The organism is Flavobacterium panacagri, assembly GCF_030378165.1.
GTDB classification, from domain to species: Bacteria; Bacteroidota; Bacteroidia; order Flavobacteriales; family Flavobacteriaceae; genus Flavobacterium; species Flavobacterium panacagri.
Window position 1 is genome coordinate 4,743,984 of record NZ_CP119766.1, and the last position, 15,240, is coordinate 4,759,223.

Sequence of the window (15,240 nt, forward strand, 5' to 3'; positions counted from 1 at the left end):
AAGGTTTTAAAAACCTGTTGGGTCTCTTACTCCTTAATTAGAACGTAAAATCAAAACCCAGTCGTTACCGTCTTCTTTTTTACCTGATGGCTGGAATTCTTTAGCTCCTTTATTGTCAATAATTCCGATTTTTGTTTTTTGTCCGTTTCTTGGGTTAAACCAAGTTGCCGTAACTTTATCACCAGCAATTTTACCCAAGTTAACTTTGAATTTTCTTCCATTGTAAGTATAAATCAAAACGTACTTTTTACCTTTTATGGCTGGAATATAATCGTATTTCTGACCTTGGTTTGCAATTATCGATTGATCTGGAATTCCTTCTAAAAATGGTACTTCTTCCATTAATTTCTTAATATAAACCATTTGTTTTGCTCCAGGCGCATTAAGTGCTGATGTCCATAATTCTTTGTTTCCGTATGCTGGTTTATCTCCTTTTCTGAACATCTGCATTACAGCATTGTGTCCGTATGTATAACCTGCGGCTCCTGAAAGTACAGACCAATATCCATAACGACGTACATCATTAGCAGTCCATTTTGGCTGTAAAGTATCGTGTAAACCGTGTGGAATTCCTTCGTAAGATGGTTCACCGTCAAGCGTAGGTTTTGTAGGTTTTAATTCGAAATCTCTTAAAACGAATTTGTAATTGTCTTCTTTGAAATTCGTTTTTATAGAATCCTGATCATATCTTCTGTGTCCTGATTGGAACATGTTGAAATCTAACCATGGAGAATTATGGAAATTATCCGAAGAATCTGTTCTTCCAAAAGGATGAAAAGTAATTAACTGGTCTGGACAATTAATTTTTAAAGTACTACCAATAATATTCCAGATACTTGTGAACTCATTACCATGAGTATCTCCTCCATTTAGCCAAACTACATTGGTTCTATCTTTATATCTGTTAACCAAAAATCTCATATATTTTTGAGCCTGTTCTTTACTTACTTTATTTCCCTTTGAAACATTGGTTCCCCAAACTGGAACCATTGCCACATAAATTCCGTTTTTCTCGGCTACATCTAAAGTGTAATCTACGTGATCCCAATAATCATATTCGTCTTTATTGTTGACGTTATTTCCAGGAGTGGTCAGCGGTTTTGAAATATCTTCGTTTACCAAAGCTGGGGCACCATAAGCATTTACAGCATTAAGATTGTGTAAAACCATTACCTGAACAACGTTGAATCCTTTTTCTTTTCTGTCTTTAAAGTACTTCTCTATACCTTCTCTGTCTAATTTGCCAAATGCAAGCCAGCCTGTATCGCCAAGCCAGAAAAATGGCTTTTCATTTTCGGTAACAAAATAATGCTGGTTTTCAGATACTTTTATTGGAGGCAGAGAGGCTTTTGCTTCGGCAGATTGAGAAAATCCACTTTGTGCTATGAACATAAAGCTTATACAAAGAGCGAATAAAGATTTAATTTTCAGATTCATTTTTTGTTGTTTTTGAATTTATTTTTCTTGGTTTGTTAGCCTCTAATTCACGAATTATTCTTTCTATAATCTTTGTGTTTTATTTCACGGAGATTTAATTTGTGTAATTAATCAGATTTAATTCTTCTCAAAATTAATTCGTCAATTCGCGGCTATTAAAACTTTTATTTTTTCACTACAAAAAGCACTCTTTCTTTTATTTCAGCTTGTGGAATCGTAACCTGCTTTCCTCCGCTGATATTGGCTTTCTTGGTTATATTTCCTGTTGAAGCATTGATTTCAAATACTTCAAAAGTTCCTTTTTCATTTAATAAGTCAAGCATAATATCTTGATTATTTTTCAGGTAGTAAAGATAGCTTTTTCCTTTATTTTCCAACTTCCACAGATTGTCTGAAAACATATTTCCGTCAACTAATTTCATTTCGCTTAAAGCGGCATAAAACTGAGGTAATTCTATTTTCGGAATGTTTGGCAATGAAGCTCCCGCCATTAAAGCCGGCCACCCGAATCTTGAAGAACCGTCTGTTGAATACAATATCACTTTTTCTGGATATTTTTCTCGGTATTCACGAACAGCGCGATACACTTGATTGTCGGTTTCTTTTCCGGTTTTTAGTTTTCTGGCGTGCTGTCTCGGTGCTAAATTAACGCCTCCTTGCGGTGCGTAAGCTGAACCGTCTTCTTTGTAATACCAGTAACGTATGTCGATTACATCAACGGTTTTAACTCTTTTGGTATCATTTAAAATAGCATCCTGAACGTCTTTTGTAGCGCTCAAACCAATTAATCCTTTTTTGCCTGTTTCGTCTTTCCATTTTTGGGCTTGGTCTAACCAGAATTCCATAAAATGTAAAGGTCCTGTATATTCTGCACTTGTCAACTGGATTACGTTGCTGTTTTCCTGAAAATTCTCAAATGATTTTCTAATAAAGCCTTCGTGTAATTTTCTTCTCTGTGCATTCGTAATATCATAAAACTGCTCCGCCATAAAAATGCGTTTGTCTCCCGCATAAGGCGGTGGCTCCGGAAATCCTGTGCTATTAATATTGTTTGCTGAACGCCAAGGTGAACTTGCCCAGTGCGCTCCAGCTTCTAAAATGTTATGTTGGAAATATTGCTGATTGATTAACAATTGTCCGTTTGGTTCTGCTAATGTTGCAAACTGAGCTAAACGGCTCCAGTACCAATCGTTGAATTTTGTTAAATCGTATTTACTTAAATGATCCCAAGCAAAATCTTTACCGCTTCTTGCAAAAGGCTGTTCGTAAAACGGAGGCCAAACATCGTCATCGACACGGCGAACTCGTTCGTGATCGTCCATTCTTCTTTCGTACCATAAACCGTAATGATGCTCTAAGGCAACGATATTGTTTTTAGTTAAATAATCTACCGTTTCCTGCACTTGATCCGTCAATCCGTTTCCTGTTCTTCCTGGAACAAAACGCGTTATGTGAGGTAATGATTTGTTTACAAAACCATCTGTTAAATTTCCTCTCCACCAATCAACGTTAGTTTGTTTTCCTGCAATTACTTTTCCTTCAAAAGTTAACCAGCCATTTTCTGTTGTTACTTTTGAAGTTGATTTTTCTGTTTTATTTGGAACAACTTTTAAATCGTTAGCATTTTTTAAACCTTTACTATCTGTATTTATCGGATTTGCTTTTGAAGCTTCTGCAATCAATTCTTGTAAACTTTTTGCTGTCGTTGCTGAGTTTTTAGTCAATTCCTCAGCCACTTCTATACTCGGACTTGAAGAAGCTTCTGAACCTAAATCATAGATAAAAGGCTGAACTGGAAGTTTTCCTAATCTGGCTTCTAGTTGTGTGTAGAATAAACTTCTTGGACTGATATGTTCGTTTACGTTTTTCCAATGTCCGTTTCCTCCAAATTGTCCCCAAACTCCAAAAGCCCAGTTTTGTGCTGTTGGCGGACTATAACATTCTACTTTTGATGCCGATGATTCCCATATTACAGAATTGGCTGCTGTCCATCCTGCTCCTCTTCCGCCTTGTTCTCTATTATTATAACTTAAGGGCTTTCCATCGATGTTTGCAATGTCAAATAAAACTCCGGTTGCCCAGCTTCCGATTGCGCCGCTGTTTTCGAATGGCAAATGTGATTCGCATTGTACGAAAGCATTTGGACCAGTTGTTCCGAATCCGCCAACGGCGAAATCATGATATCCAAATTCTGAGTAACAGCGTTGGAATAAAGTCTGCTGCCCTTCAGTATAAAAAGTATGTCTTCTAAATGAAGCGATTTCAGAAATTGGTTCTGTCGCAATACAATCTTCAACCGTAATTTGCTGACTAGTTTTTAAAATCGTAACGGCTCCGCCTGCAAAATGTTTGAAATTAACTTGTTTTACCCAAGCATTTCTGGTATTTTCAATGCTGATAGCCTGCCATCTGTGTTCTTCATCTTTTAAGTTTGATGAATTATATGTTGATTTTATTAAAATATTTTCAATTCCAGTATTTTCAATTCTTCCCTCCCAAGAATAAACTGTTACTTTTGAAGCTCCGAAAACATCATCTAAAGACATTGTGATTGGAGCATTTACCGTTACTTCGTTTCCGTTTATTTTGGTCACGACACGATTCCAAGTTGTAGTCCAGTCGCCTTTTTTCCAGCCAATCCAAGAAGTTTCTCCGCCGAAATCCTGCATGTTTACTTCTTTAATGAAGTTATCCGTTAAAGGTTTGCTGATTTCGATTTCGTCGCCAACTTTTAATTTTGAAGTATTTTTTAATTGAATTTTCTGAGTTCCAAGTGGTGTGTAAGCATTCGCAAATTCAAATGAGTCTTTATACACTTTATCATTTTCACCCAAAATTCTAATTAAAGCTTCTCTTTCTAATCCGGTTCCTAAAAGTACGGTTCCATTTTCCGAATTGCCGCTTCCTCTTAAAACTACTCCTGATTTTCTGATATATAATGTTCCGCTGATTTTGAAAGTTCCTTTGTCCAACAAAACAGCTCCACGAAATCCAGATTTATCTGGTTTTAATGCACTGACATAATCAATTGCATTTTGGATTTTTTGTGTTGCATCTTCTTCTTGTTGAGAAACAAAAATTTTGTTGTCTAGATTTGGAATGGCAACTTCAGAGTTTCGATATCCTGCAAAAGAAAAATCAGGAATTTGGTTTCCTTGATTATCTGTTGTGAAAGAAAGTTTTCCTTCTTTGGTTTTAATGATATCTGGGAAATTGCTTTGGGCTGTGATGTTTATACTGAAAAGCATCGCCAAACCAGATAAAATTATTTTATCTTTTTGAAGGGAGATTGTATTTTTTAACTGGGTAAAATTCACCTTAATATTTTTTAGAAGTGTTTAGAATATAGAAAACAGAGTAAAGAATATAGATTTCTTCAAAGCTAAATCATTTTTTCTAATGTCTATTCTCTATATTCTTTACTCTATTTTCTAACTCTTATTGCAATAAAGACTTTAATTTCGCCAATGTATCCGTATTGTTTTCCGTTTTTGTCCAATCAATTTTACTGTTTGGATCAATTCCGTTAAAATATTTTTCAATGTTGGTATATCCGTCTCCGTTTGCATCTTTGTTTGCATCTGAAGCGTCATTTGGATTTAAACCGTATTTCTTTTCCCAAGCATCTGGAATTCCGTCATTATCAGAATCTTTATACGCTTTTCCTTTATAAGTTGGGTATCCGCCAACTTGGTCAGGATGCGTTATGATTCCTTTTTTATAAGAGTCAGCTGGTAATCTCCTTTTGATATATTCTTTTCCAATTGAATTTTCTAAACCGTCTTTAACTTCGATTTTTCCAGTCTTAACTTGCTTCAAAATTCTTTCGTCAACTGCATCTCTCTTCGGAATTGTTGCTCCAACATTCGTTAAAACAAAATCGTAAGCTTCTTCTGCCGACATGATATTAAATTTTGGCATCGAGAAAGGTTTTGGCTGTTTAATAGCAGCTAAAAATTCTTTTGTTTCAGCTTCTGGAAGGTTTTCCAATTGTACGCCACCATTCCAGTTGTCTGCTGTAACTTCTGGAGAACCAACAATAAAGTTTCCTGAAACATATGCTCTTCCGTATTGTTTTGGTTCAATATATCCAGATTCAGGTTTTACAATTCTATGCGAAATAGGCTCATTTACTGGAGTTATTGGCCCTGGTTTAAAATAATTGTTGATGATATTCAACATTGAACGATAATCACCTCCGTCAAGCGTACGATTCCACCAATTGAATACTACGTTATTCACAAAATTAAAGTCGCCATACATCCCGATAGAAGCATTTCTTGAAATGTTGTCGGCCCATAAGTTGCGCATAAAAGTACTATTTAATCCGCCGATTGTACTTCCAAAGGCATGATTGTAAGTATCTAAACCTTCTGATGAAATAGTGTTTTGAATTGTGATATTACAAGCCGGTAATTTTTCCAGTTTTGATTTTGCGTTAGGAGCAAACTGATGTCTGTACAAAGAAACATTTTCGTCTAATCCCCAACTCACAGAACAGTGATCAATAATTATATTTCCCATCGGATTTCCACCCAATGCATCATCTCTTCTGGTCACGTCAGTTGCACCACGTCTGAAACGCATATGTCTAATGATAACGTCGTGCGTATCGATTTCTAAAGTTTCTCCGGCAATACAAATTCCGTCACCCGGAGCGGTTTGTCCAGCAATGGTTACATAAGGCGCACGCATGCTGATTCGCTTTTTTAAACGGATAATTCCTGAAACGTTGAAAACAATTGTTCTCGCTCCAACGGCTTCGCAAGCTTCACGAAAAGTTCCTTTTCCGCTGTCTTCCAAACTAGTAACCACAAATATTTTTCCGCCACGTCCACCTTGTGTGTAAGCTCCTCCTCCTTCAGCACCAGGGAAAGCAGGAATTTCTGCAAAAACAAAATCTTTTGGATAAGAAGCCCAAGGCAAATAAGGTTTTCCTTGCTTTGCTTCTTCTTTAATAATGTGATAATTAGCATTCCAGATTTCACTTAGTCGTTTTTCTTCATCAGCTAAAATGGCATCAGCTTTTTCTTGAATATCTTTTGGAATTACAGGATATTGTGCATAAGCCGATGAAACCAGTGAACAAAATGAAAAAACCATTATTGTTCTTTTTAAAGTACGGTTTGGAAAAATATTTTGCATTGAATTGTGTGGTGTAGTTAATAGTTTTTGGTGTAAAGTTTTAAGAGATTATTCTTTTGTAGTAGAATCTTTTGGTTTATTCTTTTCTCTTTCTTCAATACGTTTATGCCAGTCAGCACTTTCTTTATTTAAATCGTAACCTTGTTTGGATAAATAGTTATTGATTCTCCCTTTGTATTTACCAAACCATCCGTGTTTTTCCTTAGAAGAACCAGCATCCATTGCATGTTCTCTGGCTTCGACTAAAGCTTTATAGATATAATCTTTTTGTTCTGCCGTTAAGTTTGGAAGCATGTCGTTGTAACCTGCAACCGTGATTGGAAGCACACCATAAGTCATTCCGTCTTTAACCTCAGTGATTTTATCTTCTGATAATTCTTTACTTAATTTTTTGATGTACGATTTGTGCAGTTTTGCAATTGATTCTTCTGCTTTTGCTTTCAGTTTATCAATCTTTTCGTTTTGCTTTTCCTTAGGTAAAGAAGTATCTTCTTTTACTTTTTTGATTTCAGCATCTCTTCCGTCCTGAATTTCAGTTAAATCTCTAAACTGTTGAGCGATGATATTTGAAACCGATTTTTCTTTTGCTTCGTTTTTCAAATCTAATTTGGTAACGATTTTTGCCGCTCTTTCGTTAGTAACTTTTACATATTCAGGATCCAAATGCTGTTGTGCACTTAAAGTTGAAAATGCAAAAACCAGCGATAATAAACCAGCATTTATTTTATTTAGTATCATGATTTTATTTCTTATTTTGATTTTAAAACATATTTTGCCTGACTTCAAAAAAAGTTAAATAGATCTTTAGCTACTTTACTTTTTAATCTCGAAAAGTCGCTAAGACGTAAAGCTTTATCTGCTTTTCTTTTTCAATAAACTTTTCGTCTTAGCAAATTTCCGAGCAATTCTAAAGAAGTCAATAATAAGCTCAACTTTTAATTAATGCGTCTATGTTTTCAAAAACTGTTCCTTATTTTAAATCTAATAAAGGTCTTACTAATGTTTCTTTATTATTAGCCAAATCTTTCCAATCTACTTTTATTGCAGGATTTACACCGTTAATGTAATCTTCAATATTAGTATATCCATCTCCATTTAAATCTCCTTGCGCATCAGATGGATCGTTTGGATTTAAACCGTATTTTTTCTCCCATGCATCCGGCATTCCATCTTTGTCTGTATCAACATAAGGTTTTCCTTTGTATTCTGGATATCCGCCCACTTGAGAAATATCAGTAATGATTCCTTTTTTATAAGAATCCATCGGTAAACGTCTGTGTTCGAATTGGTAGAAAGTCTTTTTTTCTAGTCCTTTAGCATATTCCGGAACTCCTGTCTTCACAGTTCTTACAATTCTTTCGTCGACTTTATCTCTGATTGGCAAAGTAGCTCCAACATTTTTAAGTACGAATTCATAAGATTCTTCAGCAGTCATAAACTTGTTGAACCATGGCATTGGAAAAGGTTTTTCTGCTTTCATTTTAGCAAAGTAATCCTTTGCTTCTTCATAAGGCATTAACTCTCCTTTTTTGTTTTCTATTTGAATACCTCCGTCCCAATTATCTTTAGTCACTTTTTCATTTCCATTAACAACGTTTCCATTTACATAAGCTCTACCAAAAACCATATATGGTAATTTACTTCTTCCAGATTCTGGTTTTAAGATTCTATAACTGATTGGCTGTGTTAAATCGGTTACTGGGCCTGGTTTGTAGAAGTTATTGATAATGTTGTAGTTTGCAGTATAATCTCCACCATCTGTTGATCTGTTGTACCAGTTGAAAACTACGTTATTGACGAAATTAAAGATTCCGTTCCAGCCAATAGAAGGGTTTCTTCCTGCATTATTAGCCCACATATTTCTCATGAAAGAACAGTTTTCTCCACCTAAAGTACTTCCAAAAGCATGATTATAAGTATCTAAAGCTTCTCCAAATAAACTGTTTTGGATGGTAATATTTACAGTTCCCACTTTAATATCTGGGTAACCTGGCCCTGGATTATACATATGTCTATAAATTGACATATTTTCGTCTAATCCCCAAGTTGCAGAAACGTGATCGATCATGATATTTCCAACAGGATTTCCTCCTATAGCATCATCACGACGGCCTACGAAAGTTTCTCCGCGACGAAAACGCACGTGTCTGATAATTACATCATGTGTATCAATCCAAGTTGATTCTCCTGCAATACAAATACCATCACCCGGAGCAGTTTGTCCTGCAATGGTAATATACGGTGCACGAATAATTAATGGACTTTTAAGTCTAATAATTCCGGCAACATTAAATACCACAATTCTAGCTCCTCCTTGTTCACATGCTTCACGTAATGTACCTGGTCCACGATCTTCTAAACTTGTTACCGTATAAACTTTTCCACCACGACCTCCAAACGTGAACATTCCACCACCTTCGGCACCTGGAAAAGCAGGAATATCTGCTTGAGGTAAATCTGTTGGCCTAGCAGCCCAAGGAATATATGGTTTTCCGTGCCTTGCTTCTTCTTCAATAACTACCAAAGCTTTTTCCCAAGCTTCGTCAGAAAGTCTTTGAGCTTCTTCTTTAATTGCTTTTTCCTGTGCCTGAACTTCAGGGCTTATCTTCGGATATTGAGCAAAACACTTTGCACTTCCTAAAAAAAGCAGAGATGATGCGATAAATAATGCGGAGTTTTTCATGTTAATTTCTAATTGTGGTAATTCTTTTTAAACAAATCACCTGTATCTTTTGACGAATACAGGTGAAAAGTTATATAATTCTTCTTGATATTAATAGATTTATTCTTGGTAGTTGAACGTTCCTGCTCCACCAAAATTATCATTCCAGCCTATTGTCTGTAATAACCATGGATTTGCTGTTAAGGCAGTTGTATTCAGACCATTAATATAGTAATTCGGATTGAATTTAATATTAACACCTACACCGCTAAAGTTATCCATAGGCACAAGTAAAGGTGTACGGATAAAGTTTGTGTTATAGAATGTTGCTAAAGTTGCTAATTGAGCATTGAAATTTGCTGCATCAGGATCAGCTACTATACTTGCACGTGCAGCCGCCAAAGGATCTGTTGTTGCAGATGTTGTTGCAACTCTGTATTGTAGGAAGTTACCAGTACGTTTTGTTCCGTTAATTGGAGTTAAACCTAATTTACTTACAGTACCTCCAGTAACTCCAGGTAAAACTTCATTATCATATAACATCCATCTTTGCACATCCCAAAAACGTTTTCCTTCATAAGCTAATTCTACTCTACGCTCATATAAAACAGCTTCAATAGCTTTATATTTATCTGTTAAAGTACCTATTCCGTAATTGTTTGCAGCAGGAATACCAACACGGTTTCTAATTCTTCCTAAATAAGCCAAAGTATTGTTTGTCTGACCTAAAGCAGCATAACATTCAGCGATATTCAATAGTAATTCAGCATAACGATATTCATAAATATCAGTTCCTGAGTATTGGAAGTTAGTTTCTTTACTAGCATTAAGATTAGTCATTTTTCTAACAAAAGCAGGGCTGGATATTGCAGTATTTCCATCTGAAAAACCTGCTTTATTAGTACCATCAACCCAACGGTAAGCCCAAAGAACTGAATTAGGAGTTTCTTTTGAACCCCATTTAGCGCCAGAGAAAGCAAATGTTCTGTAAAATCTAGGATCTCTATTAACAAAGAAAGTAAAATCATTGTAACCATTTGCTGCAGTTGGTCTGCTACCATCTGCCATTGGGAACAAATCAATCATTTCCTTAGGAGCGGCAACTCCTCCTCCTGTTCCACCTAAACTTAATAAGCGAATTCCTTTTTCCCATGAATTATTAATTGCCTGAGAAAGATTACCAGTTCCACAAAGTTGTACTGTGATTGCTTCTGAACAAAAAGCATTATCTATCAAAAACATTTGTTCCCATTGTTTTGCAGTACTTCCATATAATCCATAACCATCAGCTGTCAATTGAGCTTCTGCTTCTAATCCAGCCTTTAAGGCAGCTTCCCAACGCTCATTTGAACCATCCCAGTTTTTATTAAATAACGGACTAGCAAATGTCAATAATACTCTAGATTTTTGCGCCATCGCAGCTCCTTTAGTAAAACGACCATAAGCAGCCGCTCCCCAGTTTGGAGGTAATAAACTTGCCGCCATATCTAAATCTTTAACAATCTGTTCCACAACTTCAGAAACTTTTGCTCTTGGAAGCTGAATTGAAGGATCCGTAGCAGATGCATTCTGAACAGTTGTTACAATAGGAACCCCTCCATAAACACGCATCAAATCAAAATATTGCATGGCACGCATATAGTACATTTGTCCTTTTGCCTGATCACGAAATGTTTTATCCAGATTTGAACCTTTTACGTCAATATCTTCCAAGAAAGCGTTACATTCCCTAATTCTATTATAAGGATGATTGTTAATACTAGTTGTTAATTTTGCACCATAATAACCACTTGCATCTTGTGAATTAATAAGCGTTTTATTTGGGTTTATAAAATCCTGTGTTCCTCCTAATTCTTCTGTCAATCTTGAATTGGCATCTGTATAAGAACCAATAACTGAAGAAGTAGGTGATTTATATGCGTTATAAAAATCATAATATTGATTGTCAACATAGGCTTGTGCACGCTCTTGAGTCTGATAGAACGTATCATCATAAAAGCCATAACCTTTCTTATCTTTTAGAAAATCATCACTACAAGAAGCAGCACCTGCAGCAAGTAATAGTGATAGTGTTATATATTTCAATGGTGTTTTCATAATTTCTTTTTGATTTTGATTAGAATGATACGTTAAAATTAAGCGACCAAGTTCTAAGAGTAGGATAATTTACTGAAGAATTATCATACATGTTTCTGTAATGATCTGGATAAGGATTATATAAATCCCAAAGATTATTACCTGTTACGCCCAGTGTTATAGCAGAAATTTTAGTGTCTGCAAAAACTTTTTTAGGGATATCATAATTAAGACTTAAGTTTCTAACAAAACAACGGAAAGTACTTACCTGCCAGAAATCTGAATCTGTAGACATATATGCCCATTGTCCTACATTTGGATATTTACCCATTGGATTATCCTCAGAATACATATCTCTCCAAAAACTTTCGCGAGACCACATATTGCTCGCAGATGACGTACCTTGATTTACTCTATCGATAAAAGTAGCTCCTCCCCAAGAAGTTGAAATCTGAGTTCTTAAAGAAAATGCATCAATTTTAAAACCTAAATTAGTAACTATACTATAAGTTCTATTACTATTTGCTAATTTAACATAATCATTATCTTTCATGATTTGTCCGTCTGCAGGTGCTAAAGTACCGTCAGGGTTAAGCTGACCAGCAACGTCTTGATAAGCTAAAGATCCTTTTCTCATTCCTGAAATAGAATTAATATCTAAATATCTTGGCACACCGCCAACTGCAGTTGCTCGTTCTGTCAAATAGGCCCAGTAATTTGCGATATCTGCATCTGTACGCAAGATACCGTCCCCTGTAGATGTTCCTTTCCAAACTGCAAATCCCCACACTGGATTAAATGTTGAGTAACCTACTCTCTTATTATTATTAGATGGAACAACATTTCCTTGATCAGGATATTTTTTGATTTCATTATCACCATAACTAAAGTTAACTCCAACATTATAACTCATATTACTTTTTATTTTATCATTCCAAGTAATACTAATTTCATGACCCCATGCATCAATTTGACCATAGTTTTGTTCAGCATATGCTCCACCAACAGAAATTGGCACACCTACAGCACTGCTCATATCTGTTAACATTTCTTTATTTTTATCATAGTAATAATCATAAGTTAAGCTTAATCTGTTTTTCAACAAAGTAATATCAAATCCTAAGTTATTTTTTATCGTAGTATCCCATGTTACACTTCTATTTGGATTTACTCTAGGCGTTAAACCATTTCCATTGTATCCACCTCCGCTAGTAGCTGTACCAGGGCCAAACTGAAACCCTTTATCCACAATAAGATCATAATATTGCTCCCATCTCCAAGGATTGATATTATCTTTACCTGTTTTACCAATCGAGTAACGAACTTTAAAGAAATCAACCCAAGGCAATCCTTTTTCGAACCAATTTTCTTTAGACATTACCCAACCCACTTGAGCAGATGGGAAAGTACCCCAATAATTTTCAGGTGCAAATTTTGTAGAAGCATCACTACGAAGAATAAACTGGAACAAATACTTTTGTTTAAAGCTATAATTTAAACGTCCAAAGTAAGACAATGTACCTCCTTCAACTTTAGTTGCCTGGCTATTAGAAGTACTTAACGTACCAGCTGTACGATAATCTCCTAAGTAATCTTTTCCTGTATTCTCATAAGCTAAACGAGTAAAAGTATTATAGGTTTCTGAAGCCTCTCCTCCTACCATAGCACCCACTTGGTGATCTCCAAATGTTCTATCGTAATTAATCATAAAATCACCTTGGCTACTTTTACTATCTGTATTATTATAGTAAACTCTTGAATTTCTTACATTAGTCTCAAGGATGTAACTACCCGCAGGATTTGTTGTTGCATTATAAAAACTAGGATTAGCTGCACTTGCTAAGTGTCTATCTTGAAGTTGATAATCTCTAATTCTAACTAAATCATATGGTAATTGAATTTGTTCAGTGTAAGCTGAACTTTGATTTCTTGAATAACTTACTTTGAAAGATAATCCCTTAACTGCAGCAAGCTTATAATTTAACGACGTATTTACATTGAATGTATTGTCATCGGTAATTTGGTGAGACCCGTTGTTCAAGTTAGCAAAATAGTTCCAACCTGCAATATTACTGTTGGCATTTGCACTTCCAAAATTTTTATTTGAATTAGGAAATGGAGATACATAGTACTGCTTTCCGTCATTTAAGTTAACCTGCCATGGCACATGTTGTGGCATATGCAGTAAAAATCCATAATCCGCTTGTTCTCCACCAGTATTAGAAGCATAACTTCCATCACTAATATTTGATGATGCTTTAGTAAATGTTTTATCAATTACACCAACATTCCCAGAGATAGAAGCAGAAAAATCTAAATTCTTAGCAATTTTTGCATTGATCCCTGTACGGAAATTCCATTTATCAAATTTTTGATATCCTAAATTAGCATCTTGTGTCAGATAAGTTGCACCAGCAAAATACGTAATATCTTCCGTACCTCCACTCACATTAAAAGAGTGTTTTTGCTGAATAGCTGGTTTCCAAGCTTCATCTAACCAATTATAATTTAAGCTTTTCATTTGCTCTAATTCTGAAGGCGAATAGATAGTTGCTTGATCAAGCACTGCTGGCGGAACCACTCTTGAAGCAAAAAATCGGTTGCTGAATACTCCAAATTCATAAGCATCTAAAACTTTACTATGGCTAACTGCATCATTTATTGCAAACTGACTATTGTATGTGAATTTTGCCTTACCTGCTTTACCACGTTTAGTTTTTACAAGAATTGCCCCTTGTGAAGCACGTGAACCGTAAATTGCTGCTGATCCATCTTTTAAAACAGTAATACTTTCAATCTCTGAAGGATCTAATCTATTAAACTGCTCCAATGTAGGTTTACCATTTGTTGGATCTACTTGAATCATATCATCAATGATTACTAAAGGAATATCAAAACCTCCATCTTTAGATAAACTAAAAGTTTGACGAATTTGAATAGTCCCAGCTTCACCAGGACGCCCAGTTCCACTAGTAACATTAACACCAGGAACCAATCCTTTTAAAGCATCTGATAAATTAGTTACTGGCAAATCCATTAAATCGTCTGCCTTAATGGTAGCAATCGCTCCTGTCAGTTCTTTTTTCTTCTGAGTACCATAACCAACTACAACAATATTTTCTAATTGATTAAAATCGTCTTCCATTTTTACATTAACGATAGAACGATTGTTAAGAGGTATTTCTTGTTTTTTCATTCCAATGAAAGAAAAAACCAATGTTCCTCCACTTTTTACTTTAATCTGGTATTTTCCATTGTAATCTGTTGTGACTGAATTTTTAGTAGATTTTTCAGTTACGTTAACTCCCGGTAACAGTCCTCCTAAATTGTCGGTAATAGTTCCTGTAACAGTAACTTGATTACTTGAGTTTTGAGCATAACTCAGCACACTTATCAGTGTAAACAAAAGAAAACTACATCTTTTTATAAGTGCTTGTTTCATAAATGTTTTTTTTGGTTAGGTTATTAATTGTTAGTTAGTCATGTTAAATATGTCGCAACTAATAATAAAATTTAACTTAAAGAAATCTTAAAGAATCTTATTAAATGTTTAAAACACATTTATTTTTTTGTATTCCAAAAATATAACGATACTATATCAGAACCGTCCTGCTCTATCCTGTTTTAATCGTATAATCTCAAAAAAAATGACATAAAAAAAACAATATTAATAAAAATTGGATCGAAAAAATAAATGGAATAGAATATTTAAGACAAATGTTTGCTTAAAACAAAAATTAATATCCTATTTTGACTAAAAAATAATAAGATTTTTATCAAAAATAAAGATCTACTATTTATTCTGCAAAACTAAATACATCACAACTGATTCCTAAGTTCTTACAAAAATGCTCTTTTTTACGAAAACGATAGAGTTAATTATTAAAAACAAATACATTTCACAATAAAAAGCCTACAAA

Annotated in this window: 7 protein-coding genes; all 7 read right to left on the reverse strand. The window is 34.9% G+C overall.

Annotated features, from left to right (window positions below; all coding sequences use genetic code 11):
- Nucleotides 1-33 precede the first annotated feature (33 nt).
- The 7 genes from P2W65_RS20445 to P2W65_RS20475 all read right to left on the reverse strand — a co-directional run bounded on the left by P2W65_RS20445 (nucleotide 34) and on the right by P2W65_RS20475 (nucleotide 14,762).
- The gene (locus P2W65_RS20445; RefSeq protein WP_289660627.1) at nucleotides 34-1,437 is read right to left on the reverse strand and encodes a glycoside hydrolase family 140 protein; all 1,404 of its coding nucleotides are present in this window, start codon (nucleotides 1,435-1,437) and stop codon (nucleotides 34-36) included.
- A 164-nt stretch (nucleotides 1,438-1,601) separates the two neighbouring features.
- Nucleotides 1,602-4,754 (reverse strand): DUF6298 domain-containing protein, encoded by a 3,153-nt coding sequence (locus P2W65_RS20450; RefSeq protein ID WP_289660630.1) that lies wholly within the window; start codon nucleotides 4,752-4,754, stop codon nucleotides 1,602-1,604.
- 121 nt (nucleotides 4,755-4,875) lie between these two features.
- Nucleotides 4,876-6,540, reverse strand: coding sequence for a polysaccharide lyase (locus P2W65_RS20455; protein WP_434783347.1), 1,665 nt, complete (start codon nucleotides 6,538-6,540; stop codon nucleotides 4,876-4,878).
- A gap of 90 nt (nucleotides 6,541-6,630) precedes the next feature.
- Nucleotides 6,631-7,320, reverse strand: coding sequence for a DUF3826 domain-containing protein (locus P2W65_RS20460; RefSeq protein WP_289660636.1), 690 nt, complete (start codon nucleotides 7,318-7,320; stop codon nucleotides 6,631-6,633).
- A gap of 232 nt (nucleotides 7,321-7,552) precedes the next feature.
- Entirely contained in the window at nucleotides 7,553-9,265 is a 1,713-nt protein-coding gene (locus tag P2W65_RS20465; protein WP_289660639.1) for a polysaccharide lyase, read from the reverse strand.
- Between the two features lie 99 nt (nucleotides 9,266-9,364).
- A complete protein-coding gene (locus P2W65_RS20470; RefSeq protein ID WP_289660642.1) occupies nucleotides 9,365-11,341 on the reverse strand; it encodes a RagB/SusD family nutrient uptake outer membrane protein in 1,977 nt (658 codons plus the stop codon).
- Between the two features lie 19 nt (nucleotides 11,342-11,360).
- Nucleotides 11,361-14,762, reverse strand: coding sequence for a SusC/RagA family TonB-linked outer membrane protein (locus P2W65_RS20475; protein WP_289660644.1), 3,402 nt, complete (start codon nucleotides 14,760-14,762; stop codon nucleotides 11,361-11,363).
- Between the last annotated feature and the right edge of the window lie 478 nt (nucleotides 14,763-15,240).

Excerpts from the sequence above, each read along its gene's own strand:
- P2W65_RS20445 (WP_289660627.1), bottom strand. The coding sequence starts at position 1,437 with ATGAATCTGAAAATTAAATCTTTATTCGCTCTTTGTATAAGCTTTATG.
- P2W65_RS20455 (WP_434783347.1), bottom strand. The coding sequence starts at position 6,540 with ATGGTTTTTTCATTTTGTTCACTGGTTTCATCGGCTTATGCACAATAT.
- P2W65_RS20460 (WP_289660636.1), bottom strand. The coding sequence starts at position 7,320 with ATGATACTAAATAAAATAAATGCTGGTTTATTATCGCTGGTTTTTGCA.
- P2W65_RS20465 (WP_289660639.1), bottom strand. The coding sequence starts at position 9,265 with ATGAAAAACTCCGCATTATTTATCGCATCATCTCTGCTTTTTTTAGGA.
- P2W65_RS20470 (WP_289660642.1), bottom strand. The coding sequence starts at position 11,341 with ATGAAAACACCATTGAAATATATAACACTATCACTATTACTTGCTGCA.
- P2W65_RS20475 (WP_289660644.1), bottom strand. The coding sequence starts at position 14,762 with ATGAAACAAGCACTTATAAAAAGATGTAGTTTTCTTTTGTTTACACTG.